The organism is Candidatus Thiosymbion oneisti (assembly GCF_004359955.1).
Classification (GTDB): Bacteria; Pseudomonadota; Gammaproteobacteria; order Chromatiales; family Chromatiaceae; genus Thiosymbion; species Thiosymbion oneisti.
In genome coordinates, this window is the sequence record NZ_SMSC01000009.1 from 53992 (window position 1) to 78514 (window position 24523).

Below are 24523 nucleotides of genomic sequence, written 5' to 3' on the forward strand. Positions count from 1 at the left end.
AACAGCCCCGAATAATTCAGAAGGCTCTTTATGGATTCCGGACAGCTAACGATCATGGCAGGGTTCCCCCGGACGTTTTGGAGTGCGGCGGCAACCTTACCCCGATGCTTACCGGAACCGACAGCGCGAGGCATAAGCCGGGGGTCGGTCAAGTGGCACCATCCTGCCGCCGCTTTGGATTTGGCAAGGTATCTGTCCCCAGCAAAGGTGTTGCGACCAGGGGAAAGCGCCGTCGCCGCGGCGCGGGTGGAACCTCAGTGCCCGGATTCCCGGCCAACGCCGCTGGTATCCCCCGTGGTTGAGGTTCGATGCGGCCTCGCCGCTTTGCCGGCGCACTCCAAAGCAGTCTGGAATCCATAAAGAGCCATTCAGAATTGCCAGGGTCTGTTGACATTTAACTCTAACCGACTGTTTGCACGTGTTGAATGGCCACAACACCTCAGCGGTCCGCGCAGCGGACCCTACATGCAAAATATTCAGGAATGAGGTACTGGTGACCAAACGCACCACCAAAGCCCGTAACGCCTACATCTGCAACGCCTGCGGCGTCAGGCTGCCCAAATGGAGCGGCCAATGCCCGGACTGCGGGGCCTGGAATCTGGTCGAAGAGGCCCCCGACCTGCCGGCGGCGGCCGGCCGCGCCGGCTATGCCGGGGGCGTCGAGGGCGGGAGCGAGGCGGTCCTGCTCACCGCCGTGGAGCCCCAGGAACGCGCCCGCTTGGGGAGCGGCATCGCCGAGCTCGACCGGGTACTCGGGGGCGGGCTGGTCCAGGGTTCGGTGGTACTCATCGGCGGCGATCCGGGGATCGGCAAATCCACCCTGCTGCTCCAGGCCTGCGCTGCCCTGGGGCAGGGGCATCCGGTGCTCTATGTCTCGGGCGAGGAGTCACCCCAGCAGGTAGGCCTGCGGGCGCGCCGACTCGGGCTGACGGGGGAGGGGGTGCGCCTGCTGCCGGAGACCTGTGTCGAGCGTGTGCTAGCCAGGGCCGCGGCGGAACGACCGCGGATCATGGTCGTCGACTCCATCCAGACCCTGCACACGGAGCTGCTGCAATCGGCGCCGGGCTCCGTGTCCCAGATACGGGAGACCGCGGCCCAGCTGGTACGCTTTGCCAAGCAGGCGGACACCGCCATCTTCCTGGTCGGGCACGTGACCAAGGAAGGCGCGCTGGCCGGTCCCCGGGTGCTGGAGCATATGGTGGACACGGTGCTCTATTTCGAAGGCGAAGGCGCGGGCCCCTTGCGCCTGATCCGGTCCATCAAGAACCGCTTCGGCGCCGTCAACGAGCTCGGCGTCTTCGCCATGACCGACCGTGGCCTGCGGGAGGTGTCCAACCCTTCGGCCATCTTCCTGTCGCGCCACACGGAATCGGTGTCGGGCAGCCTGATCATGGTGACCCGCGAGGGCACCCGGCCCCTCATGGTCGAGGTGCAGGCCCTGGTGGACGCGAGCCCGCTCGCCAACCCACGGCGGGTGACCCTGGGCCTGGATCAGAACCGGCTCGCCATGCTGCTGGCGGTGCTGCACCGCCACGGCGGAGTCGCCATGTTCGACCGGGACGTATTCGTCAACGTGGTCGGGGGCGTGCGCATCACCGAGACCGCCGCCGACCTGCCGGTCCTGCTGGCGGTACTCTCCAGCTACCGTGACCAGCCCCTAGACATGGCGCTCGCGGTCTTCGGCGAGGTGGGCCTTTCCGGCGAGATCCGACCCGTCCCCAACGGCCCCGACCGGTTGCGCGAAGCGGCCAAGCACGGCATCCGCCGCGTCATCGCCCCCGTGGCCAATGTCCCCAAGTCGGGCCTCCAAGCACTGGACATCGTGCGGGTCAAAAGCCTGTCCGAGGCCATCGAGGCGGTGTTGAGCTGATGTTTCAGGCGTAAGTACAGCAGTATCCGAGTATCGATAACATATGGAACCATTTTTTTGCCGCCAATGAACGCCAATCGGTCGCAACAGATCACACGATCTTTTCTGTCCGCAGATTCCCGCAGACGAAGAACGGAATAATCTGCGAAAATCCGCGTAATCTGTGGATAAAAAGACGGTTTGTTCCTGTGCTCAATCCAACCCGGACTGCTCCATAACCCGTAGGGCGAGCTGTGCCCACCAACACGGCACCTCACAGCCCTGCTCCCCGGATTCGAACCACAGAGAACACAGAGAACACGGAGATGACGTACTAGCAAATTGTTTCACAGAAATTTTGAGTAAAACCAACCGCGTAAGGATCTGCGTAAGCGGCCCAGTTAGCAAGATTTGCTTCGCTCGAAATGACAACCACGAAAAATTGATGGACCCCTCAGTGAGCATAGTAAAAATACGGAGACCATTGCTTGCATTAGAACCACGGATGGACACAGATAAACACGGATTGTGATCTGCGTTTATCCGTGTTCATCCGTGGTTCTTCGGTGCGGTTCGTTCTGGTACAAGTCCAATTAACAAATGGCATTAGGATTTCTACTACGCTGCACTAGGAATAAGGGTCATGACGAAAGATCAGCGCAGATTTTGGATCGCCCTGTTCGGACTGATCGCCGCGGTAGCTGCCGCAATCGGCGGCGGCTGGGCTGTGCACGTCACCCTCGACCAGGTCCAGGGCGACCAGTACAAGCAGGAAGGGGATACCCACATCCGGATCGGCATCACCCTGGAACAGTACAAGGCCGATCTCAAGGAACGGGAGCAAGAGGTCACCAAACGCCTGAAACAGGCCCATGCTAAGGAACACTGGGTGCGGGAGAAGGAACGCCAAGTACTGGAGAGAGAGATCCGGGTGTTGGAGAAGGAGAAATCGGAGATCGAACGCCGGTTAGCGGATGCCAAAGCCAGCCACCGGAGCTATGTCGAAGAACTGCAGGAACGCATCGCCCAGTTAGAAGGCATCCGCGGCCAGATCCCGGATACACTCCTGGAGCAGGCCAAGGCCGCCTTGGCCCAAGGCGACCGGAGCCAGGCGGATCAATTATTTGCCCAAATCGAGGCCCGGAACGAGGCGGCCGTCCAGGCCGCCGCCGAGGCGGCCTATCAGCGCAGCCGCATCGCCCTGGACGAGATCCGCTATCAAAAAGCCTACGAACACGCCCGGCGAGCCGTGCGGCTCGCGCCGGAAAACAGCCGCTATCTCGCGGGCGCGGGTAAGCTGGCATGGATCCTCGGCGACTACAAGGCCGCCAAGGACTACCATGAGCAGGCCTTAGCAAGCGATCTGGACGCCTACGGCGAGGACCATCCCGCTGTCGCGAGAGACCGCAACAACCTGGGATCGGCCTGGCACGACCTCGGGGAATACCAAAAGGCCATCGGCTATTACGAACAGGCCCTGGCCAGCGATCTCAGGACCTACGGCGAAGACCATCCCAAGGTGGCAATACGCCGCAACAACCTGGGATCGGCCTGGCACGACCTCGGGGAATACCAAAAGGCCATCGGCTACTTCGAGCAGGCCCTGGCCAGCGATCTCAGGACCTACGGCGAGGACCATCCCAAGGTAGCATTACGCCGCAACAACCTGGGATCGGCCTGGAAGTCACTCGGGGAATACAAAAAGGCCATCGGCTATTACGAACAGGCCCTGGCCAGCGGTCTCAGGACCTACGGCGAAGACCATCCCCATGTAGCGACCTACCGCAACAACCTGGGCTCGGCCTGGGATTCACTCGGGGAATACCACAAGGCCATCGGCTATTACGAGCAGGCCCTGGCCAGCGATCTCAGGACCTACGGCAAGGACCATCCCCATGTCGCGAGAGACCGCAACAACCTGGGAATGGCCTGGGATTCACTCGGGGAGTACGACAAGGCCATCGGCTATTACGAGCAGGCATTGGCGAGCGATCTCAGGACCTACGGCGAGGACCATCCCAGGGTCGCCACACTCCGCAACAACCTGGGATCGGCCTGGAAGGCCCTGGGGGAATACAAAAAGGCCATCGGCTATTACGAGCAGGCATTGGCGAGCAATCTCAAGACCTACGGCGAGAATCATCCTAAGGTAGCATTACGCCGCAACAACCTGGGATCGGCCTGGAAGTCACTCGGGGAATACCAAAAGGCCATCGGCTATTACGAGCAGGCCCTGGCGAGCGATCTCAGGACCTACGGCGAAGACCATCCCCATGTCGCCACACTCCGCAACAACCTGGGATCGGCCTGGCAGGCACTCGGGAAATACCAAAAGGCCATCGGCTATTACGAGCAAGCCCTGGCGAGCGATCTCAGGACCTACGGCGAGGACCATCCCAATGTCGCAATACGCCGCAACAACCTGGGAATGGCCTGGCAGGCACTCGGGGAATACCGGAAGGCCATCGGCTATTACGAGCAGGCATTGGCCAGCGATCTCAGGACCTATGGCGAGGACCATCCCCATGTCGCCAGAGACCGCAACAATCTGGGAGGGACCTGGTATGCCCTGGGGAAATACCAAAAGGCCATCGGCTATTTCGAGCAGGCCCTGGTGGTCGTTGAGCGCAAGCTGGGCCCGGAGCATCCGAACACTCGGGTCGTGCGGCAGAATCTCGCCGCCGCGCGGGCCGGGCAGAAGGACCCGTAGGTCGGACTCAGGGACGGATCCGGCTTTCCTGCGAGTACATCGTTTCTTTCTCGTTCCCACGCGCTGCGTGGGAAGCTGGTTGCTCCGCGCCGCGGAGGGCATCAGGCCGGTGGTATACACGGGAACCAAACCTGCCGGCTGTCCGGCGTTATCGGGTGCGGCCCAGAGGGCGTCTGCGCTGAGCGTTGCCGCCAGCTGGTGATGGGGTCTGTAAGCCGTCTGAAAGACGGCGGTCCCCGACATCGGTAAATTTTTGGGACGTAGAACCGGTCTTAACTCTTTGACGGTTTGCAGCGGCTTCCCAGGCCTGCCTCATCAGGCACGGGAATAAACGGCTCTATCCCACTGGATATGGACCGCCACACCTGGACTCTTGTCGTCAACCGACATTCTGTCGGTGGGCTATCCCGGAACTACCGATATTTCGTTGGCCCTTCCGGCTAGCGGGGAGGACCTGAATGCCGAGTTGCCGGTCCAAATGGTCAATTCAGTCAGGCTGAGTTTTCTCGTTCCCAGGCGCTGCCTGGGAACCAGAGACCGGGAGCGGGGCTGTTGCGACACCCTCCTCTCCGGGGAGCAGGGCTGTGAAGCGCCGTATTGGTGGGCACGGCCCACCCTACTAACGACATTGCCTTGCATCCGGGCTGGCAGCCCGGATAATCCCGCATCTTTGGTAAACGAATCGGGGTCGATGTGTTCAAGAATGTCCGTCTCTACCGCCTGGAAGAACCGTCCGCCATCGATGCGGACGGCCTCGAGCAGCAGCTCTCAGCGCGTCGGTTCCATCCCTGCGGCCCGTTGCAGACCGCCAGTCTCGGCTGGCATCCGCCCCTGGGGGAGCAGACGCAGGCGCTGAGCCACGCGGGCAACGGCTGTATTGCCCTGTGCGCGCGGCGTCAGGAGCGGCTGTTGCCCTCTACCGTGGTCAGTGAGGCCCTGGACGAGCGGGTGGTGGACCTTGAGGAGCGGGAGGCGCGCACTGTGGGGCGCCGGGAGCGCCGGCAGTTGCGCGAGGAGGTCTTGCTGGACATGCTGCCGCGGGCCTTCACCCGGTCGCGTCAGATCCACGCCTATCTGGATCTGGTGGCCGGTTGGATGGTGGTGGATGCCGCCAGCGAGAAGGGCGCTGAGGAGTTGGTCGGCCTGCTGCGGGACACCCTGGGCTCGTTTCGGGTCCGCCCGCCGCGGCCGGGAAACCCGCCGCCGGTCATTATGACCCGCTGGGTCGCGACCGGGGAGATGCCCGAGGGCCTGGCGCTGGGGGACGTCTGCGAGCTGCGCGATGCCCGCGACGAACGGGCCTTGGCGCGCTGCAGCGGACAGGATTTGGGGGCGGAGGAGATCGCTACCCACCTGCGTGCCGGCAAGGAGGTGGTCAAGCTTGCCCTCCAGTGGCGGGAGCAACTGGAATTTCTGTTGCAGGAGGACCTTTCCCTGCGGCGTCTGCGCTTTGCCGAGGCCCTGCTCGACGAGGCCCGGGAGCCGGATATCGAGGACGAGGCGGCCAGATTCGACGCCGAGTTCGCCATCATGGCGCTCCAATTGCGCGAATTGATCCAGTATCTGGACGAGCTATTCGAGCCGGCCGGGGGGACCTGACGGAGCAGCGTAGCGATTTGCGCGGCGAGGGTGTACTGGCCGGCAAGCTCAAAACCACCGCGCTCACCGCATCCAGGGTTTACATTCCTTATTTGATCCGCAGATGACGCCGATTTCCGCAGATGAAGCATGAAATAATCTGTGAAAATCTGCGCAATCTGTGGATAAAAAGATGCCTTTTCCCATGCTCAATCCGGCCTGGACTGCTCCGTAGCCCGTAGTGGGCTGTGCCCACCATAGGCGCCGTATTGGTGGGCACAGCCCACCCTACGGGTTCTGTCCGCCGAGCCGCATCCAATTCGATCGCCCTGCCGTTAACGTACCAAAGTGTGGCGAAACACCCATATCCAGGCTAAACTGCGGACATGGACAGGACGAACTTCGAGTGGGATGAGGCAAAAAACATCGAGAATCGACGCCAACACGGCGTCTCTTTCTATGAGGCACAATACGCATTTCTCGATCCGAAACGTATCATTGCCGAGGATCCGGGCCATAGCCGAGAGGAAAAGCGGTATTTTTGCTTCGGCATGAATCGAAATCTTACCGGCGTTCTCACGGTGAGGTTCACCTACCGGAAAAACCGCATTCGCATCTTTGGCGCGGGTTACTGGCGGAAAGGTAAGCAGGTCTATGAGCAAGCCAATTCAATATAGCGATGGGCCAATCGGTGAAGTGCGTTTGGTCCCTGATTTCCTGCCTTCCCCGGAGGAATTGGCACTCCGTAGGGAACAAACGAAGGTCACGATCTCGCTGAGCTCGGAAAGCGTTGCCTATTTTAAGGAAGCCGCAAAGAAGCATCATATGCAGTATCAGAAAATGATACGGCAGCTTCTCGATGAGTACGTTGCGCGGCAGAAATGCGCTGACAAGTAGCTCCCGCCTAGCACGTAGGATGCTGGTGAGCGCGGTGGTTCCGAGCTTGCCGGCCGGTGCAGGTTCTCGCCGCGCGAACCGCATCAATGATTATGAAGGCTCCCGGCTATTCGACCCAATCGACCAGGTGATGTATCAAGGGGCCTGCGTCTTTCTCGCTGATGACGCGCCCATGGACGGACGCCCCGGCCCTTTGCGCGGTTCCGGGATCGCCGGTGAGCAGCGGATGCCAAGCGGGTAGGGGACGGTTCTCCGCCATCAGCCGGTAGGCGCAGGTGGCAGGGAGCCACCGGGGTTGCTCCAGCACGGCCGGTGTCAAGATGATGCAGGTGGGGACGATCCGGGCCCGCTCGGCATAGTCGCCGCAGCGGCAGGTGTCCAGATCCAGCAATTTACAGGCCACGTTGGTGTAATGGATACGCCCGGTGTCCAGGTCCTCGAGTTTTTCCAGACAGCACTTGGCGCAACCGTCGCAGAGGGATTCCCACTGCTCGGGGGTCATATCGGCCAAAGCGGTGGTCTCCCAGAATCTGTCGGTGCTCGGGTTCATGGTCCGATGGTGGGGTATGGGCAAGGCTCCGGCAACTCTCTTTCGTCTATTGTCGCCGGCATTCTAGGCAGCATCATTTGCAGCACTTAATTTCTTTATCGCTCGTGCAATTTCAGTTGACGAAGAACTGCTTTCGTTCGCAATCCAGACTACTTGGCCGCCCAAGGATTCCAACAAACCGGCCTCCTCCTGAACAATGGGTCGAGCTCGATCTCCAATTTCCTTGACCCAGTAATCAGGGTGCAGAATATGGATGAGTGCCCGGCTGTCCGGTCCATCGAAGAACACACATCGAAGCGGAATACGCAAGGCACGCAGAATCGCTAGGCGGTCGACCATGCGCCACAGAGGTCTATCCCCCCGATTCTTGGGTTGCGCCGAGATACCTCGGGATGTGAGCATTGCCACGACGGGCGTTGGGCCATAGGCGGTTGCCGCCTCGATCAGGCGAGCATGCCCGGCGTGGATAAGGTCGAAGCAACCGGTGAGTAGAACCAGTGGCTTAGTACCACTGGTCAGTAGCTCTGCCATCGAGCAGCCTGGAGGGACCGGCTCGTCCAACGAGGCGGGAGTTGGCATGCTGCGGATGTGGTCCAGATTGGCGTCAATGGGGAATGTCACACTGGCGATCCCTGGTGCCACCACACAGGCCGTTTCCAGGACGCCTGCGACACAAGATAATCGGCTCAACAGGTATCGCAGGTCACTCATTCCAACAGCCGGAGCCAAGAGTGCTCGATCCGGCGCCACGAAGACCCGTCCATGGCGCCTGGCCAGATTTTGCAGATAGCGAACCGTGAAGGCATCGACCAAGGCGAACTCGCCGCGGACGATGACACCATGCTCTTGTAACAATGCCATTTGCAGTCTTCGGTCGTAATCGTTCAGACCCCCCTGTTTCGCCATCCATGGCACTGGATTCCGACAATCCCTGCCAGAATGACGAGGTGGAGTCTGAGCGATTACCTCGGAAAGATAATTCACCGGATCATTGGGTGCCGGATGGGGTCCATTTTTTTGCATCACGCCATAGGGCATTGAAGACACCGGAGTAAGCCTTCACATACTTGTCGGTCGTACCGGCACTGTTTGCCTCGATATAGAGGTTGCCGCCATGCCGTGATTTCCAGACGGGTACTTCGATGTAGGCGGTCTCAAGTTTTTTGGATTGATTTGTCCCTATGGTCCAGAATGCGGTTGGCAGGAGGACGTTGGTAACCCGGACTTCATGCCCTCTGCCCTGCAGCTCGCTATAAAGCCCCTTTGCTTTCTCTGTTCTTTTATAGGGAGTGCGGACCATAATCGAATCCGTATATTCAATGGGGTCCCAACTCAAGAGGCTGTCGAGCTTGAAGGTTTCACTGTCCGGATCCAGAAATAAGAAGCGAACCTCGGGGCGACTGGATTTCGAGTCGCTCAGCGTCTCTATCTCAGCCTGAAAGTCTCGATACCATCCAATACCGGTCCGGCTGCATAGGCATACGATCGACGACTTCTCAAGGCGCCCAGGTAACACCAGCCGGAGTTCTTGCAGCAGCAGGGTCGAGAAGCCGGCTTCGCGGCTTGCCTCGCGTTTGGCGATGAGCTTTACCTCTGTTTCTATCTTTCCGGCGATGTGTTGCCATGCCCTATCCTGATCGGTACTGGAGGCTACGGCCGTTCCGTCGTGGCTCCTGAGGTACTGGCGACTTGAAAAGACTTCCGGTAGGTTCGTATCGCGCACAAGAATGGGGATTACAAGACATTCCCCTTTTTCATACCGATCAATAGCCGCTGGGGCCTCCACATTCATTACATAGTTCGAGTCGATCAGGTCAGCGCTGAGCAGAAATAATACGACCTCGGCTTCCTGGATTTTCCTTTTCAGAATGACACCCCATTTCTCGGGAGGTTCGATCATTCCATCAAAGAAAACCTCGATCAAGCCGTCATGTTTCAGGTAGGCGAGCTGTTTTTGCAGCGCCTTGCGATACGCTTTGTCCTTTGACGCATAGGCAATGAATACCCGGACTTTGCTCATGACGATCGCCCCTTTCAAGAACCTTTCGATCAAACAAACTGACTATGCGGTCTGTCGCTATCCCGCAGTACCTCGATGAGCTCGTTATAGCGCGCCAACGGATGGGTGCAGTGCCGGATACAGGCGGTGCGGTGCATGCGCGCCAAGACCTCGCGCCGTCGCTTGCTGCGCCAGAGTTGGGCAAAACCAACACCCGCGGCGTAATCCAAGCGCCCCATGGCCCAGTCCGGCAAGGCGCGCAGGTTGCAGCAGCCGTAAAGGGTACCATCGGCGGTGACCACGGCCAGCAATGGAGAGGCCAGGCAGCGCCCGGTGCGGTGTTCGATGGGTAACGAGCGCTCGACTCGGGTATCACGGCGGCCGCTGGGTGCTAGGGCTTGCTCCACCCCTTGCTCGGCGTCGCCGACCCAGTTCCCTACCAATACCTCCAGGGCACCCTGGTAGGCGATAGCGGTCCGGGTCAAGTCTTGGCGGACCCGTTCGGCCTCGGCCGGGCTCATGGTGGGCGCGCGGCCGACCTCCTCGAAAAAGGGCGGACGTAGCAGGACATAATCGACCGCCAGCCGTTCGCCGAGAGCGATTGCTGCGCCGGCCAGGTCCAGGCTGTGGATATCCATGGCGAAGCTGAGGCCGATCACCGGGTGTCGCCGGTTCTCGCGAGCCGATACCAGGTCGGAGACCCCTTGCAGGATCTGGTCGAAGTCGTTGCTGTTGTGGATGCGCCGATGGCTGTCCGGCGTCGGGCCGTCGATGCTTACCCGGACGTAGGCGGCATGGTCGGCCAGGGTCGCGGAACATCCCTGCAACCGCGAGCCATTGGTCACGATACCTACGGCCAGCCCCAGGTCCGAGCTACACCTGACCATAGCCAGGAATTCAGGGTGCAGGCTGGGTTCGCCCCCGCCCTTGAAGACGATGCCTTCGACGCCTCGTCCGGCTATCCGGAAGCCGGCCAGTTCATCGGTCAACCGCTCGAAGGTGGACCAGGCCATTTTTACCGGCTCGTGGATCGGGTCCACACACCAACCACAGGCATGATTGCAATAGGCGACGGGGTCGATCTCCACCGTGACCGGGACCACATCCTGTCCCCGAGCCAAGCGCTGCAAACGGTCGCAGTGATGGAGGATCTTGAACGGATTGAGCTCGCGTTCGCGTAGGTCCTTCATGCATCTACCTCCGCGCGCGCATCGATGAGCAGGTCAGCAAAGCAGTAAGGGTCGCAAACCTTGGAGATGTCCTCGCCGCGTTTGGTGGTGCCGGCATTCTGCCCCAACTCGTGCCAGGCCATGATCGGACAGGAACCGGAGCAACGAACCTTATGATGTCCGCAGGTCAGGCATTTCGGATGTTTGTAGCGGTTGAGATCCCGGAATACCGCCCAGCGACTGCTGTCACGCCAGATCCGGCCCAACGGCTCCCGGCGCAGGTTGCCGGCCACGAACACCCTTCGGCCCTCGTGATCCTCCGAGTCGGGAAATGAGGCCGGGCTATAGGAGCAGCCGTAGACATCTCCTTGCGGTCCGACCACACAGGCCTCCACCCCGGCTGCGCAGGTGGTCTTCTTTTCCACCACCGGATCGTGCGAAGTACGGGCCTGTGGGGCCAACAGGTCGATGGTGGTGGCGAAGCACAGCCCAGGGAATTGCCTACGCAACCGATTGATCTCGCGGATGAAGCCGTAGAAATCCTGCTGGTCGAACATCGCGTGCGCCAGCTCGCGCAGGGAGCGGCCGTAAGGACGCAGCGGGATCAGGTTGAGACTCTCCACCCCGTGGTCCACGGCTACCCTCGCCACCGCCTCGATGCTGTCCCGGTTGTGACGCGCGACCACCATGTTGATGCGGGTACGCACGGAGTTTTCCACCGCTATCCGCAGTGTCCGCAGGACCTTGTCATAGGTCCCTCTTCCCCGGATCTGATCGTTGCTGTCACGGTCGCCGTCCAGGGACAGGATGAGCCAGTCGATTCCCGACCGAGGAAGCCATTCCAAGGCCGTTTCGGACCAGATGCCGTTGGTGCCCACCGAGATGTAGAAGCCCTTGCGACAGGCATCCTCGATCACGCGTGGAAACCACGGCAGAGTCGTGCATTCCCCGCCGGTGTAGCGCATCTCGAAGACGCCCAGGTCCCAGGCCTGACGATTGACGTCCAGCACTTGGTCCAGGCCCATCTCGTCGTCCAGAGGCAAGCGGGAGGCATTGAAGCACGAGCGACAGGCCAGATTGCACCGGCGGGTCATCTCGAAATAGATACGCTTGGGTGCCGCCACGGCATCCCGTGGCAATTGGGTTTGCGGGACAGGGCTGGGAACCAGGCGGATGGTCGATCGGGCTGCTTTCCGGGTCAGTCCTTGCTGTCCGATGAGGGCATAGAGCGTGGGGTCTTCATCCCAAGCGGCACGTTCCATATGATCTTCGACCGGCGCGGATTCCGCATCGATCGAGGCCGCCAGCCAACGATAGGCACTGGGACCAAGGGGGACCACCCGACCTTGATCCCGAAGCATCCAATAGCCGCCCCGGCGTTCCTGCCGAATCACATGCCGAATCATGGCTGCGTATTCGTAAGATGGGCGAAGCAGTTCGGGTCCAAGGTGTCCAACACCCCGAGCCGGAAGTGCGCCACCGCAGGACAGCCACCGGCGCAGTGTCTGCGATAGTGCGCACAGGCCTGGCAAGCGGACGATTTCGTGTGGACGCGGAACGGCTCGAATACCGGCGATTCGCGCCAGATCTCTCCAAGGGTGCGTTGGTGCAAGCTGCCGGCACTGAACCTGCGATCCGGGGTGACGAAAAAGGCACAGGGATAGACATCCCCATTCCAAGCGATATTCACCATAACCCGGCCCGCACCGCAAGCACTCCAGGCATCGGTGACGGCGAAGGGCTCCCGCTGCTCGTCGAGAATGTCGAAATCGGTCAGGATTCGGATAGCGGAGTAATGCCTACGCAAGGACACGACCTTACGGGCCACTTCGAGACAGTCCTGGGGTCCCGGCAGGGACTCTGCCGATTGAGCAAGGATGCGGCCGGTCGGCCGCAAGGGGGTGAGCTTCAGATCCGCGCCGAGTTCTGCCGCCAGGGCCGCCAGGCCGGATAGATCATCGATAGTGTCGCGGCCGAAATGGCAGGCGATGGTGAGCGGCCGCTTGGCCTCACGCAGCGCGCGGCAGGTCGTGACGACACGCCGGTAGCTCCCGACGCCCCGCAACCGGTCATGCGCTGCTTCTAAGCCGTCCAGGCTGACGATGAAGCGTTCGATCTCGGCTTCCAACAGTCGTTTCAGCGTGGTCTCCGCCAGTACGCCGTGGGTGTTCAGGGTCACGGCAATGGCGCGCCCGGCACAGGCGTCGAACAATTCGTCCAGACGCGAATACAGGGTCGGTTCGCCACCGGTGATACGAACCTGAGCGACGCCCCAGCTCCGCAGCTCGTCGAGGGTGCGCTCGATCAATGCCAGGGGCAGCTCCTGCCCGCGTTCAGGTCCCGATTCGTTGAAGCAATGGCGGCAGCGGAGCTGGCAGCGCCCGGTGACCTCAATGCCGAGGGACGTCGGCCATGGAGCGAAGCTGCTTGCGGCCGGCGGGTTGCCAAGCCGCGTGCAACCATAGTCAAGCGTCACGGTTTTCTCCCAAGTTCAGTCTATGCTCCAATAGGGACTCGTAGCTGTTATTACCCCAGGCACTACCGGTCCAATCCCGACAGTCACGACAGCAGGGTAATGAGTACAAGGCGTCGAAGTGGTCCTGCCGGACCCGACGGGCGCGCTCGGACTGCCAGATTTCGGCAATCGTGGCGTGGGGCGAATTGAGGTCGCCGAGCACTTCTTCTTCCAACTCCGACCAGCTATTGAAACAAGCAAGCACCTTTCCACTCGGCCCGATGGTGCAGCGGGTCCAGAGTTGTGCGCAGGGGTGGCGCCGGTCGGGCTGTGTGGCGCCCGGTCCTTCGATCCGGTTGCCCCAGCTGTGATAGGGGCGATAGATCACTTGATCGGCATGCTGGTCCCAGAAGGCGCGGTGGGCCTCCTTTTCCGATTGGAACCCCGGCTGATCGACGGCGGAAACCACCAACCTGGTAGAAGCACCCAGGGCATCGCGCAGACGGCGAAACCGGACGATGTTCGCCACCACTTGGGAATACTTTCCGTTGCGCATCAGGGGTTGATAGGTCTCGGTATGCCCGTGCACCGAGCACTCGATCACGTCTAAACCGGCGGCCAAGATAGCCCGTGACATCGACTCATCGAGGCGAATGGCATCCGTAAAGGTCTGTACCAATCGCACGCCGCTCCGTTTCGCGTATTCCACCATGGCGACAAAGTCGGGATGCAGCAAGGGTTCGCCGCGGGCATGGATGCGCAGCCAGGCATGCGCATGGAGGGCGACCTCGTCGGCAACCTTGCGGAACAGATCGAACGCCATCATGCGGTGCCGACGAGGGCCTACTTCCGCCACGGCACGCTCGTCGGCATCACCGTAACGCACCCGGCCCACCGGGCAGGAAACGCAATAACTGTCACAGACTCCATGAACCAACGTCACTTGGGTGCACACCGGGAATGTCCGATGTGCTGAGTTAGCAAACAATGACATCGCATCTCTATTCATGACTCGTGAAAGCCCTATTTGAAGTCTTTCGATAGACCTGCCCAAGTGCGGCCGTCGGCAATCAGTTCGTTGATCACACGATCACGCCAGGTCCGTACTTGGTCGGGTCCAAAGTGACGGGTTCGGATGGTGAAGCCGGCCCTGCGCTCGCGCCCGATCTGAAGGTATTGCGAATAATCGTGATCTATCGTCACAATCCCGAATCGCTCCGGATTGTCATGGATCGGTGTGCCCGGATAAGCGATCAGAGGATATACCATGAATTCGTCCCACGGACAGTCCTTCACCAGGGCGAGTGTCTCCGCGATCGTCTGTTCCGTTTCGCCGGGAAAACCCACGATCAGATAGATGCGAGACATCAGCCCGGCACGTGCCGCATTATTCAAGGCGCGTCTGATCTGTTCAGGATTTTGGCGCTTATTCATGGCATGGCGTCCCAGAATGCTTGGACTTCCAGACTCGACACCGAAGCTTACGTGCCGGCAACCGCTGTTTGCCAGCATCCGGGCGATCTCGGGTGTAAAACCGGTCACTCGTGCGAAACATCGATAGACGATGCCCTCGGCCTGCAACAGGGGAGTCAGCTCGGCGATACGCCCGGGATTCGACGTAAAGAGATCGTCCTGAAAGCGGAAATGTTCGATACCATAACGAGACTTCAAATAACGGATTTCAGCGGCAACGCTCTCCGCAGACCGATAACGGACTCGGCGCGCCCGGCCCATGATGTTCGAGTTACAGAATGTGCAAGGAAAAGGGCAGCCACGGCTGCTCAGCACCGAAAGACTGGGTTCACCGGAGACCCGGCGGTGATAGCTCGCTAAATCGACCAACTCATACGCCGGGATCGGCAAGTCGTCCAGCGGTTCCGGATGAGGGGTGGCCATGATGCGTGGGGGGCGTTGGCCATCCTGCAGTATCTGTAACAATTGCTCGATTGCGACCTCCCCTTCCCCTGTTATCACCACGTCAAATCCGTCTTCCGAAACCCTTTCGGGTAGCGCCGTCGCATGGGGGCCACCGGCCACAATGATCGCCCTGGGATTACGTTGTTTCACGGCCAATGCAAGCCCCAAGCTGGTGTGATAGGTGACGCTGTAGGTCGAGAAACCATATAAGTCGAATCCGTTCGGGAGTTCGCTTGCCGAATCGGGATTGCGGATTCCGGCCAGATCTATCAAACACACGTAGTTACCTGACTCGCGTATGACGGAAGCCAGATAGAGGAGTCCGAGCGGCGGCTCCAACCTGTCGTCCTCCAGGTCGGGGCAGGGGCTATTGATGAGACAAACTTTGAAAGTAGGTCCGTGCTTACGTCCAAACGTTCTCATTGTCACGCCTTGTTATCGGGCACGATATCGATATAAACGCCCCTCGCTTTCCGCAAAACCCATCTGCGACGGGTATAATGAGTCATCGTAGTCGATGATTCCAGCGCCTTGATGCGCCACCGTCTCCAACCATCCAAGCTCATTCGGGTCGGGCTCGCCCTGGCGGTGGCGCTCTTGACCTTGCTCCTGCTGTGGACGTTGCTGATCCTGACGGATACAGCGTTCGATGTCTGGACGCGCCTGCGGGAGGGCCCGACCTGGTTCTTCTATCTCTACGTCGCCGGCTTTCTCGCCATCAGCGGGGTAGGGGGGTTCGCCCTGTGGCGCCTGTTGCGGCCCCGGCTCGGGCGGCGGGCGCGGGCGGAGCGGCCCCAGGCACCGCCGCGGGTGGATCGGGAGGAACTGGAGCAACGCCTGGAGCGGGGCGCGGCGGCGGGCATGGATATGGCGGCGGTGCGCCGCGAGCTGGCACTGCTCAAGCAGCGCAAGGCCGCCGGTCGGATCCAGGTCAGCTTCTTCGGTGAGATCAGCAGCGGCAAATCTTCGCTGATCAAGGCCCTGTTGCCGGAGGCCAAGCCCGCCGTCAGCGCCACCGGCGGTACTACGCGGGAGATCGCAACCTACAATTGGCGCAGCAGCAGCGGTGATGAGCTGGTGCTTACCGATATGCCGGGTACCAATGAAGTCGGGGCGGGCTTGGATGAGACCGCGCGGGCGGAGGCCATGCGCGCCCACCTGGTGGTCTATGTCTGCGACGGGGACCTGAGCCGGACTCAGTTCACGGATCTGAGCGCCTTGTTGGCACTGGGCAAGCCGGCTATCGTCGCCTTGAACAAGACCGATCGCTACCAGGGGTCCGAGCTCGAGCTGCTCCTGGCGCGCCTGCGGGAGCGGTTGCAGGCGCCCGGGGGCGAGGGGAGGGGAGAGGAGGGGAGCCGGGTGGAGCTGGTGGCCGTGCAGGCCGGGGGCAAGCGCGAGGTCCTGCGGGTATTGCCGGACGGGCGTGAGGAACGGGTGGTGCGGGAGATGCCGCCGCGGGTGGAGGCACTGCGCACGGCCCTGCAGCGCCACCTGGACGAGGACCCGGAGGTGCTGGAGAAGCTGCGTGACACCAGCGTCTTCGTGCTGGTAGCCAAGCGGCTCGACGAGGCGGAGCTGGCCCATCACCGCGGGCGCGCCGAGGCGCTCACCCGCAGCTATTCCAGAAAGGCCATGGTCGGCGCCATGGCCGCCATCACCCCCGGCTCCGACCTGGTGATCCAAGGCTATCTCGGGGTGAGCATGGTCAAGGAGCTGGCCAATCTGTATGAGATCCCGGTGCGGCGCATGGACACGGATCTGTTGCTGGAGCTGGTGCAGAAGCGGGTCGCCCGCAGCAGCACTATCATGCTCGCCGTGGCCGGGAATGCCCTCAAGGCCTTCCCCGGTCTCGGCACCCTGGCCGGCGGTATCACCCATGCCGCGGCCTATGGCATGATCTTCGATGCCCTCGGGAAGGCGGTGGCCCGGTCACTGGAGTCTCGGGGCGCCCTGCGGCCGGCCCAGGCGGCACAAGTCTTTGAGGAGGGTCTGAGTGGAGATCTGGAAGCGCGCGCAAAGCGTTTTGCACGACTTGCCCTGGACATCCGCGAAGCACCCCAGGCGGAGCGACAAGGGGCCAACGGCTGACCCGAGCCATCTGGATCTGGCGCGGGAGAGCCTGCGGGAGCTGGTGCAGGATCAGCGTATCCCGCCGCCGGTGCGCGCGTCCCTGGTCGAGGACTATCGCCAGGTGGAGGCCATGCTCGAGAAGCTGGAGCAAGGCCATATCCATATCGCCGTCTTCGGCCGCGTGAGTGTGGGCAAATCCGCGCTCCTCAACGCCCTGCTCGGTGAGGACCGCTTCAGCACCAGTCCCCTACATGGCGAAACCAAATCCAGCGCCATGGGTCAATGGAAGGAATACCATACCGGCGGCGTCTATCTGATCGACACCCCGGGCCTGAACGAGGTCCGGGGGGACGAGCGCGAACGCCTCGCCCATGAGGTGGCCGCCCGCTCGGATCTGGTGCTCTTCGTGGTGGACGGGGATCTTACGGAGACCGAGATCCGGGCCCTGCGGGTCCTGGTGGGGGACCAGCGGCCTATCATCCTGGTATTCAACAAGATCGATCGCTATACCAGGGATGAGCGAGAGCAGATCCTGGCCTCCCTGCAGCTGCACACCCAAGGCTACATCGACGCCGGGAACATCGTCTGCGTCAGCGCCCGGCCCGCGGAGCGTCTGGTCATCCTCGTGGATGCGGACGGCCGGGAGACCGAAACCCTGCGCCGCAGCGAGCCGGACATGGCGGCCCTGAAGCAACGCCTGTGGGAGCTCCTGGAAGCGGAAGGGGAGACCCTGGCGGCACTCAACGCCTCGCTCTTCGCCGGGGACCTGAGCGACAAGGTGGGGAAACGCATCCTGGAGGTCAAGCGCACGCTGGGGGCCAGGCTGATCCGGACCTACTGCGTCACCAAGGGCATCTCGGTGGCGCTCAATCCCATTCCGGTAGTGGACCTCCTGGCCGCCGCCGCCGTCGATGCGGGGATGGTGGTACACCTGTCCAAGCTCTACGGACTGGCCCTCTCGAAGGCTGAGGCCGGGACCCTGGTCAAGACCATCGCCACCCAGATGGCACTCTTGATGGGGACCGTGTGGGGTATCAACCTCCTGTCCTCCGCCCTCAAGCTGGGGACCGGCGGCCTGTCCACCCTGGTGACCGGCACCGCCCAGGGCGCCGTCGCCTACTATGCCACCTATGTAGTGGGGCAGGCGGCGGAGGTCTATCTGGCCCACGGCAAATCCTGGGGAGAGGCGGGGCCCAAACTGGTCATCCGCAATATCCTGGACGGCATCGATCGTGACTCCATCCTGGCCCAGGCCAAATCGGACATCGCCGGCAGGTTGAAATCCGCCTGAACGATAAGAACCACGAATGACTACTTCACTTCCCATCTCCGAAAAAAGTGATCTTATTCGTTTAATCCATGAGCGCGAGCAGGCCATCCGCGCCTTCGGCGTCCAACGGCTCGGCCTTTTCGGCTCGTTCCAACGGGACGAGGCACGGGCCGATAGTGATATCGACCTGTTCGTCGAGTTTGCACCCGGCGCGGCGACCTTCGACCATTTTATGGATCTCAGCTTTTATTGCGATGACCTGTTCGGACGTCGGGTCGAGATCGTCACCCCCAATAGCCTCAGCCCTTACCTCGGCCCGCGCATTCTTGCAGAGTTGGAATATGTGGTCATCTGAGACGGATTATCTCAGGCATATGCTGGATGAGGTCTATTACCTCCAGGCGCAGAGTGCCGGCTTGGATGCTACTGCCTTTCAGTCTGACCCCACCTTGCGGCGCGCTTTCGTGCGTAGCCTGGAGATCATCGGCGAATACGAATTAATTTTTTAATTCTTTTAATTGCCCTAACCTGGAGCGTAGAATGCCAGAAGGCGTGCCCGCATCAGTAGCACCAAAAACGTCAGGGTGGCCAAATACGAGAAAGGCATCTTTAGCACGGGAGACGGCCACATTGAGCATATTGGGTCCATTGTCATAGAACTTTCCGACGCTCCGGTCATTTTCACCGTAAACGCTGGAAAAGATCACGATCAATCGCTCATCGCCTTGTAGGCTATGTACTGTGCCAACGGTGAGACCTGAAATACCTTCTTCTTTAAGCTCAGTCCTTATTAACACGGCTTGCTTGTTAAAAGGCGTGACAATACCCACCGCCAATTTCAGCACTTCGGTATCGTCTTTATCAGCCCATTTAGGGTTGGTATTTCTGGCGTAGTCGAGGATTTTGTTTCGTTCTTTGGAGAGCCACTGTGCGATCTGTCTGGCCTCTCCGGGGTTACCTCGGCTGCCGCCATAAGGCTTAGACGCCTCTGATACCGGGATCATAGACATGGTGCCCCAAGGCACGGCGGCTTTCGGCTCACCTCTGAGAGGCTCTAATATTCCTTTATAAACCAGAGTGTTACAATAACTGACGATGCTGTCATAACAGCGCCTGTGCTCAGTGAGATACAAGCCGCGCTGGAGTTCGCCAAACTGGTGGTAATGGCATTGCCGCTGGGCCACCCGCATAATGTTACCACTGCTGGCAAGCAGGCCGCTTTGCAACCAAAAATCATCGTATTGCTGCTCATTATCCAGCAGATCAAACAACTTCAGGTTAGCTCGGTCAACACTTGCGGGCACGCTCCAGACCGGCTCAATCTGATCTGTGTCGCCTACAATCAAGGCACGCTTTGTCAATGCAAAACTAGCGGCCGATACCTCTGGCAACGCCTGACCGGCCTCATCGACGATCAGCAGGTCAATTTCATTGAAGAGGGGTATATCCGTCCATGTACCGTCCTGAAAGGCACCAGCCATGAAGGTCGAGGGGACCATATAAAACGTCGAAACAAAACAGGGAGTCAGCTTGGAAAAACGCCTTAACTTGCGCAGCACCTTTGTTGGCGACTTCTTATCTGAATCGTCATTGGCAAAAAATTCCTTCAACTCCAGCAGCCAACGCGCCTCCCAGTAATGGGAGGCCAGCTTGAACAGCTTAAAGCGCAATACACGGTCATTGATTTCGCTGACTTGGTCCGCAAGAGCTTTCGTAAAGAGCTTCGGTGGCTGGTGCTGTTCAATCCAGTATGTCAAGCTTGCTTTTGCACCTCCATAAACATCCCGGTACTTATGCAGTTTGGATAACTTCCGCTGGGTCGCATCCAGCTTTGCCTTGTGTTGCCGGATTCGAGTCGTGAGCCACGCTTCAACAGCAGCATCAGCATGATCCTCAAGGTGGAGATCCCAACGGTTCAACAAACGGGCGGTTTTTCGGTACTCTTCTTTGCGGATAGACGGCAGCCAAAGGAGTAAGCGGATCCATATGCTTCGGCCCTCCCACAACAGATAGAGCTCATCCAATTGGGATTTTAACTTGGTATATTCGGTTTCACTGGTGTCATAAAGTTGCTCCGTTGAGGCGATTTCCTTCAGAAGGGACTCAACGCTGCCGTAGCTGTCGACAATCTCTTGCTCAATGCCTTGGAACGCCGCCAGGCAATCTATTCCAGTAATGATCGCCTGCTGTGTTTGCCTGAGTGCTTGGTGCAGCTGCTTCTTAACCTGAGCCACATCCGCAACAGGCTCGGTCCGCCAAAGGCCAGCTTTTTCAATGAAGTGTTCAGTAGCACTGTTGAGGTAGTCTTGTGTCTGCCATTTCTTCATGCAGCCTTCGCCCCTTGGGCCAAGGTACATGTAGGGGTTTTTCTCGTTGGCTTTATTGCTTGCGCAGCAATAAAGCCCGTAACTGGCAACTTCGGGTACCCAGCGCCCTTGTAAATTCTCATCCAGCCCCTCTTCATCGACTTTGGCAAAGCTTTCCAAAATATTGGTTACGGCCTGGTTGTTGTTGGAAGTGGCAACAATAAGTGGCGGTTCTTTTTCTTCCAGCGCTGCCTGTGACCATAAACTGGCCACCACCGAACGCAAAAGCGTGGTTTTGCCGGTGCCAGGCGGCCCATTAACCGCCAAGATCTCGCATTCTTCCTGCTTTAAAAAGTGATGAAGGGCATTGCGCTGCTTGGGCGAGAGGGGGAATTCACCGGTCATCTGCCCAAGATGCACCTTGGCAGTGGCTTTGTCGTGCTGAAGATCCTGGTTAGGTTGCAGTTCCGGCGAGACTTCTGCACAGAAACGCTGATAAAGGGGAGGCAGCGTTCGGGTGTCAAGCAAGGCGTCCAGCACCTTGAGTATCCTGTCCTTGGCGCCAACGACAGCCGTCTCGGTTTGCAGCAGACATTGCTGATTGAGTTCGTACTCTGGGTGGACCTCAAACTCAAAGAGCGAGGTGCCGGGATGGCTAGCCTCGGTGTCAGCAGGAATATAGGGGGTTCCGGCCGCGGCACACAGCAAAGCCGTGCAGTATGCAACCAGCTGAGACCAGGTTTCGATGCCCTCAAAAGGCTGTTGCGTCAGAAAGCTATCGACAACGGTAAACTCGCTGAAGGGTTGCGTAACACTCTGGTTAGGAGCCAGCCATTCTCTGGGGATCCAAGGTGCTTTGCTGGTGGGTCTCAGCTGGCCATCGGCCTGTAATCTGACAAACACCACCAGCGGCAATAACACCCTACGTTTGCGGTTTGTCCCCCACCCCCCCTGGTAACGGAAAAGATCAACGCGTGGAAATAGCACCAGCTCTGCTTCCCGCAGAGGTGGTTTGTCCTTGGTCTTTTTGCTATCGATGATCTGTTCGGCCAAGGTGATGTCTATTCTGCCTGCCAGCCAGATCCGATTATCAACCGCAATGTAGGCAGCGGTTGGGCTTTGAGATTTTACTAAACCCAGCACTGGTAACAAATCCTTGTCATCTGGGCACAGGCGCTCAGCATCGATCAAGGATTGCTTGAAGTACCTGGTGATATTTTTGATATATGCCATAACTGTCAGGTCCCGTGTGATTATATACCGAGGAGGAGCTATCCTGTGTTGCAGGCGAGAGAGATTTTACGCTTGCTAGCTGGGGAGGGAGGGGAGGGAAACGCGAAAGCAGCCGACCGGCAGGCCAAAGGACAAGTCAGCAACCGCTGCCAGCAGCTTCCTCAAGCGCTTGATCGACCAAGCCCCCTTCACGATCACCAAGGTCCTCACCGACAATGGCAAGGAGTTTACCGACCGCTTCTCCCCCACCGGCGAGCGCCTTGCCGTCGCGTGCATCCGGCTTGTTCGGCGATTTCATTCCAAGAGCCTTCAGGATAGCAGGCGTCACCACCTCGGAGCATCCTAATGCTGTAGGGTGGATTGTGTCTGGAACGTACTTCCTGAAGAGTGCTTTGTTCTCAGACTGCAGTGTCTTCCACGTGGGATAATGATCTATTAGAAGGAGTTTCTTCTTCTCAGCGACAGAACGATACATTTCATAATGTGCAGCGATATCCTTCCGGTACGACCTATGACCCTTTGGGTACTTGTCACCCGGCGTCATTGTCATCAGGATAATCTCACAGTTCGGGTTGCTCTCGAGAATACGCGCGATCATCGTCTCCAGATTGGCCTTGGCTATCTCTACTGACCCCTTGAATCGTTCTACGGCGTCATTGATAGAGAACTCAATGAATACGGTATCTGGTTTCTTCTGAATCACCCGTTTGTCTAGATTCTTTACACCCCATTCCGACCACTTACTCGACCCGCCACTATTGAGCACTTGTGTAAGCCCGGGAAACGTCTTGTTGAGCTCCTTCTTCAGTTGCGTAACCCACGCGCCTTCGGCTGTCAGACTCGTGCCATATGTGACGACTACCTGTTTCTTGCCGGACCTAAGATTGGCAAGAAGTCTGCTTTCTTCAGCGCCATAAGATGCGATGGCTGTAGTGACAGAGAGCAACAGTATTACCCAAACGTGTTTTGCATTAATCATGCTATGCTCCTTTCGTTGTTTCCTGCCGAACGGCTTGGCTCAGGCGCCCAATTTGGAATGTCTCTCGTTTAATGACTTATGTTCTCATTTTGTGCATATCATGTTCAAAGACGACGGACTGAGCATACCATCGTCAAATCCATGATTTTCATCTATCGTCTTACAGCGAAATCTTTTGACATGCTTAAAACCAACACTTTCCAAAAGAGATTGAAGAGATAATTCATTAAACACGGTATAATGTTTCAAATGTTGATTCGCGTTCGTAATAGGGAAAGCATAAAATGCACTATACAAGCAGTCAAATGCAATAGGATCAAAATCTTGCTCCCAAAAATGTAAATGTTTCCTTGAATTATCTTGAATTTTCTTGATCACAATATCCAAATCCGGAACACCAATGATGAGCTCACCTCCCTCTTTGAGGTATTTATAATATAATTTCAAGATATATGGAATCTCAGAGGGAAAGAAATGCTCTATCCCGCCCTACGCGGGCTGGGTTACAGAAATCATGGGGGCGGAGTCAGCAACCAATTGAATCTATTTGATAATTTACCCGGACAGTAGTGAGGCGACATGCTGGGTAGCTTTAGAGAGTGGGTTATTCATAGTGAGTCCACATTCTGTATATCTTTATTAACTTTTTCGACTCAACAACCTCATAAACTAATCGATGCTGCCTATTGATGCGACGACTAATCAAACCTTTCATGCCTCCTTTTAGTAACTCATATTCTGGAGGATACTGAAAAGGATTGACTTTTATTATTTCAATTAGCTTTAATGCCTTACCTTTCAAGCCGCCCGATGATAATTTCTTTGCGTCTTTCTGAGCCTGCGTCATAAAAACTATATCGTACATCACCAATCCAATTTATCCAGCGGCACACCTTTTTCGAGTGGCTCATCTCTAGCTCTTTTGATGCTTTCCACCATTCTATTTATCGATCTAAGATACTCATCATCATTGATATATTCGAATTGCTCAAGAATTTTCACTTCGTTTTCCGAGAAATGTTTCAATAGCCAAAAGAACTTTTCATCAATACTGTCATCAATTGCCAATGTGACTGTTTTCATGCCATTTACCCTCTTATGATAGGATGGATCGTGCTGTAGTGACATATAATATGCGCCTCGCGCAATCCATCCTTCTCCTCGGCGTCTTTTCGCGCCTCGCGCTCTTGTTCGGCGGCTTCTTTTCGGGCCTCTCGTTCTTCTTCTCTCTGGCGTTTATCAGCCTCCCTTTGCAGCTCGCGTTCACGCTTGGCCGCTTCACGTTCGGCTTTGCGTTGTTCTTTTTGGGCTTCGCGCTCAACTTTGTTCGGTGGGTCAGCAAGTGTCGGCGTTGCGGCTAGGCTTAATGCTGCAGCAAACAAAATAGTTTGAACGAGATTGCGAAACTTCATGTTTAGTTGTCCTTAAATGTTCAGAGAGAGCGAATTAGATATGCATTCATAGGAAAGGTTCGTGGTAAACCTAACAGGTAGTAGACGGCGAGTCGCCGTATTCAAGCACGTCGAAACGCTTTATAC

At 58.5% G+C, this 24523-nt stretch carries 22 protein-coding genes and 2 pseudogenes; 10 read left to right on the plus strand and 14 right to left on the minus strand.

Annotated features, from left to right (window positions below; all coding sequences use genetic code 11):
- The first annotated feature begins 493 nt into the window (after window positions 1-493).
- From radA to E1958_RS06590, 5 genes are all read left to right on the plus strand, one after another.
- Window positions 494-1870, plus strand: a complete 1377-nt coding sequence (radA, locus tag E1958_RS06570; RefSeq protein WP_133511179.1) for a DNA repair protein RadA — start codon at window positions 494-496, stop codon at window positions 1868-1870.
- 622 nt (window positions 1871-2492) lie between these two features.
- Window positions 2493-4559, plus strand: a complete 2067-nt coding sequence (locus tag E1958_RS06575) for a tetratricopeptide repeat protein (protein WP_133511180.1) — start codon at window positions 2493-2495, stop codon at window positions 4557-4559.
- Between the two features lie 693 nt (window positions 4560-5252).
- The gene (locus tag E1958_RS06580) at window positions 5253-6158 is read left to right on the plus strand and encodes a recombination-associated protein RdgC (protein ID WP_133511181.1); all 906 of its coding nucleotides are present in this window, start codon (window positions 5253-5255) and stop codon (window positions 6156-6158) included.
- A gap of 365 nt (window positions 6159-6523) precedes the next feature.
- On the plus strand, window positions 6524-6814 hold the full coding sequence (locus tag E1958_RS06585; protein ID WP_133511182.1) for a BrnT family toxin: 291 nt from the start codon (window positions 6524-6526) through the stop codon (window positions 6812-6814).
- On the plus strand, window positions 6792-7034 hold the full coding sequence (locus tag E1958_RS06590; RefSeq protein WP_089728445.1) for a BrnA antitoxin family protein: 243 nt from the start codon (window positions 6792-6794) through the stop codon (window positions 7032-7034). Before E1958_RS06585 ends, E1958_RS06590 begins: the two co-directional genes overlap by 23 nt.
- A 106-nt stretch (window positions 7035-7140) precedes the next feature.
- Here E1958_RS06590 and E1958_RS06595 read toward each other — a convergent pair whose 3' ends face one another.
- From E1958_RS06595 to E1958_RS06630, 8 genes are all read right to left on the minus strand, one after another.
- Entirely contained in the window at window positions 7141-7584 is a 444-nt protein-coding gene (locus E1958_RS06595) for a YcgN family cysteine cluster protein (RefSeq protein ID WP_133511183.1), read from the minus strand.
- Between the two features lie 63 nt (window positions 7585-7647).
- Entirely contained in the window at window positions 7648-8445 is a 798-nt protein-coding gene (locus tag E1958_RS06600; RefSeq protein WP_165741941.1) for an adenylyltransferase/cytidyltransferase family protein, read from the minus strand.
- 127 nt (window positions 8446-8572) lie between these two features.
- Window positions 8573-9604 (minus strand): toll/interleukin-1 receptor domain-containing protein, encoded by a 1032-nt coding sequence (locus E1958_RS06605; protein WP_133511185.1) that lies wholly within the window; start codon window positions 9602-9604, stop codon window positions 8573-8575.
- Between the two features lie 29 nt (window positions 9605-9633).
- Window positions 9634-10773, minus strand: a complete 1140-nt coding sequence (locus E1958_RS06610) for a radical SAM protein (protein WP_133511186.1) — start codon at window positions 10771-10773, stop codon at window positions 9634-9636.
- Complete coding sequence (locus tag E1958_RS06615; protein ID WP_133511187.1) at window positions 10770-12158, minus strand: radical SAM/SPASM domain-containing protein; 1389 nt, start codon at window positions 12156-12158, stop codon at window positions 10770-10772. The genes E1958_RS06610 and E1958_RS06615 overlap by 4 nt, the downstream gene beginning before the upstream one ends.
- On the minus strand, window positions 12155-13228 hold the full coding sequence (locus tag E1958_RS06620; RefSeq protein WP_133511188.1) for a radical SAM/SPASM domain-containing protein: 1074 nt from the start codon (window positions 13226-13228) through the stop codon (window positions 12155-12157). Before E1958_RS06620 ends, E1958_RS06615 begins: the two co-directional genes overlap by 4 nt.
- A complete protein-coding gene (locus E1958_RS06625; protein ID WP_133511189.1) occupies window positions 13218-14216 on the minus strand; it encodes a radical SAM protein in 999 nt (332 codons plus the stop codon). Before E1958_RS06625 ends, E1958_RS06620 begins: the two co-directional genes overlap by 11 nt.
- 14 nt (window positions 14217-14230) lie before the next feature.
- Window positions 14231-15463 carry a B12-binding domain-containing radical SAM protein gene (locus E1958_RS06630; protein ID WP_165741947.1) on the minus strand — a complete coding sequence of 411 codons (1233 nt, stop codon included), beginning with the start codon at window positions 15461-15463 and terminating at the stop codon, window positions 14231-14233.
- Between the two features lie 195 nt (window positions 15464-15658).
- Between E1958_RS06630 and E1958_RS21620 the strand changes: the two genes are divergently transcribed.
- The 4 genes from E1958_RS21620 to E1958_RS20200 are packed head-to-tail and all read left to right on the plus strand — an operon-like array spanning window position 15659 to window position 18976.
- A complete protein-coding gene (locus tag E1958_RS21620) occupies window positions 15659-17215 on the plus strand; it encodes a GTPase (protein ID WP_133511191.1) in 1557 nt (518 codons plus the stop codon).
- Window positions 17121-18488: a GTP-binding protein gene (locus tag E1958_RS06640; RefSeq protein WP_243725240.1), complete on the plus strand. Its 1368-nt coding sequence runs from the start codon at window positions 17121-17123 to the stop codon at window positions 18486-18488. Before E1958_RS21620 ends, E1958_RS06640 begins: the two co-directional genes overlap by 95 nt.
- Window positions 18489-18504: 16 nt before the next feature.
- Complete coding sequence (locus E1958_RS06645; RefSeq protein WP_133511192.1) at window positions 18505-18822, plus strand: nucleotidyltransferase family protein; 318 nt, start codon at window positions 18505-18507, stop codon at window positions 18820-18822.
- Window positions 18809-18976, plus strand: a complete 168-nt coding sequence (locus E1958_RS20200; protein ID WP_165741951.1) for a ribonuclease HepT family protein — start codon at window positions 18809-18811, stop codon at window positions 18974-18976. The genes E1958_RS06645 and E1958_RS20200 overlap by 14 nt, the downstream gene beginning before the upstream one ends.
- On the opposite strand, the gene E1958_RS06650 is transcribed toward E1958_RS20200, so the two are convergent.
- Window positions 18965-22006: an AAA domain-containing protein gene (locus tag E1958_RS06650; RefSeq protein ID WP_133511193.1), complete on the minus strand. Its 3042-nt coding sequence runs from the start codon at window positions 22004-22006 to the stop codon at window positions 18965-18967. The genes E1958_RS20200 and E1958_RS06650 overlap by 12 nt on opposite strands.
- A 133-nt stretch (window positions 22007-22139) precedes the next feature.
- On the opposite strand from E1958_RS06650, the pseudogene E1958_RS21200 reads away from it, so the two are divergent.
- Window positions 22140-22265, plus strand: a pseudogene (locus tag E1958_RS21200) (IS481 family transposase); the annotation flags it as partial.
- A gap of 87 nt (window positions 22266-22352) precedes the next feature.
- Here the strand turns inward: E1958_RS21200 and E1958_RS06655 are convergent.
- From E1958_RS06655 to E1958_RS06675, 5 genes and pseudogenes are all read right to left on the minus strand, one after another.
- A pseudogene (locus E1958_RS06655) lies at window positions 22353-22985 on the minus strand (SGNH/GDSL hydrolase family protein); the annotation flags it as partial.
- Window positions 22986-23069: 84 nt separating this feature from the next.
- Window positions 23070-23432 carry a hypothetical protein gene (locus E1958_RS06660; RefSeq protein WP_133511195.1) on the minus strand — a complete coding sequence of 121 codons (363 nt, stop codon included), beginning with the start codon at window positions 23430-23432 and terminating at the stop codon, window positions 23070-23072.
- A gap of 157 nt (window positions 23433-23589) precedes the next feature.
- Window positions 23590-23850, minus strand: a complete 261-nt coding sequence (locus tag E1958_RS06665; protein WP_207787772.1) for a Txe/YoeB family addiction module toxin — start codon at window positions 23848-23850, stop codon at window positions 23590-23592.
- On the minus strand, window positions 23850-24068 hold the full coding sequence (locus E1958_RS06670) for a hypothetical protein (RefSeq protein WP_133511197.1): 219 nt from the start codon (window positions 24066-24068) through the stop codon (window positions 23850-23852). The genes E1958_RS06665 and E1958_RS06670 overlap by 1 nt, the downstream gene beginning before the upstream one ends.
- 5 nt (window positions 24069-24073) lie before the next feature.
- Window positions 24074-24397, minus strand: coding sequence for a hypothetical protein (locus E1958_RS06675; protein ID WP_133511198.1), 324 nt, complete (start codon window positions 24395-24397; stop codon window positions 24074-24076).
- Window positions 24398-24523: the final 126 nt, after the last annotated feature.

Coding starts and splice junctions, on each gene's coding strand:
- E1958_RS06610 (WP_133511186.1), bottom strand. CDS start 10,773: ATGAAGGACCTACGCGAACGCGAGCTCAATCCGTTCAAGATCCTCCAT.
- E1958_RS06670 (WP_133511197.1), bottom strand. CDS start 24,068: ATGAAAACAGTCACATTGGCAATTGATGACAGTATTGATGAAAAGTTC.
- E1958_RS06585 (WP_133511182.1), top strand. CDS start 6,524: ATGGACAGGACGAACTTCGAGTGGGATGAGGCAAAAAACATCGAGAAT.
- E1958_RS06600 (WP_165741941.1), bottom strand. CDS start 8,445: ATGGCATTGTTACAAGAGCATGGTGTCATCGTCCGCGGCGAGTTCGCC.
- E1958_RS06590 (WP_089728445.1), top strand. CDS start 6,792: ATGAGCAAGCCAATTCAATATAGCGATGGGCCAATCGGTGAAGTGCGT.
- E1958_RS06595 (WP_133511183.1), bottom strand. CDS start 7,584: ATGAACCCGAGCACCGACAGATTCTGGGAGACCACCGCTTTGGCCGAT.
- E1958_RS21620 (WP_133511191.1), top strand. CDS start 15,659: ATGCGCCACCGTCTCCAACCATCCAAGCTCATTCGGGTCGGGCTCGCC.
- E1958_RS06615 (WP_133511187.1), bottom strand. CDS start 12,158: ATGATTCGGCATGTGATTCGGCAGGAACGCCGGGGCGGCTATTGGATG.
- E1958_RS06625 (WP_133511189.1), bottom strand. CDS start 14,216: ATGAATAGAGATGCGATGTCATTGTTTGCTAACTCAGCACATCGGACA.
- E1958_RS06675 (WP_133511198.1), bottom strand. CDS start 24,397: ATGAAGTTTCGCAATCTCGTTCAAACTATTTTGTTTGCTGCAGCATTA.
- E1958_RS20200 (WP_165741951.1), top strand. CDS start 18,809: ATGTGGTCATCTGAGACGGATTATCTCAGGCATATGCTGGATGAGGTC.
- E1958_RS06575 (WP_133511180.1), top strand. CDS start 2,493: ATGACGAAAGATCAGCGCAGATTTTGGATCGCCCTGTTCGGACTGATC.
- E1958_RS06605 (WP_133511185.1), bottom strand. CDS start 9,604: ATGAGCAAAGTCCGGGTATTCATTGCCTATGCGTCAAAGGACAAAGCG.
- E1958_RS06665 (WP_207787772.1), bottom strand. CDS start 23,850: ATGTACGATATAGTTTTTATGACGCAGGCTCAGAAAGACGCAAAGAAA.
- E1958_RS06645 (WP_133511192.1), top strand. CDS start 18,505: ATGACTACTTCACTTCCCATCTCCGAAAAAAGTGATCTTATTCGTTTA.
- E1958_RS06650 (WP_133511193.1), bottom strand. CDS start 22,006: ATGGCATATATCAAAAATATCACCAGGTACTTCAAGCAATCCTTGATC.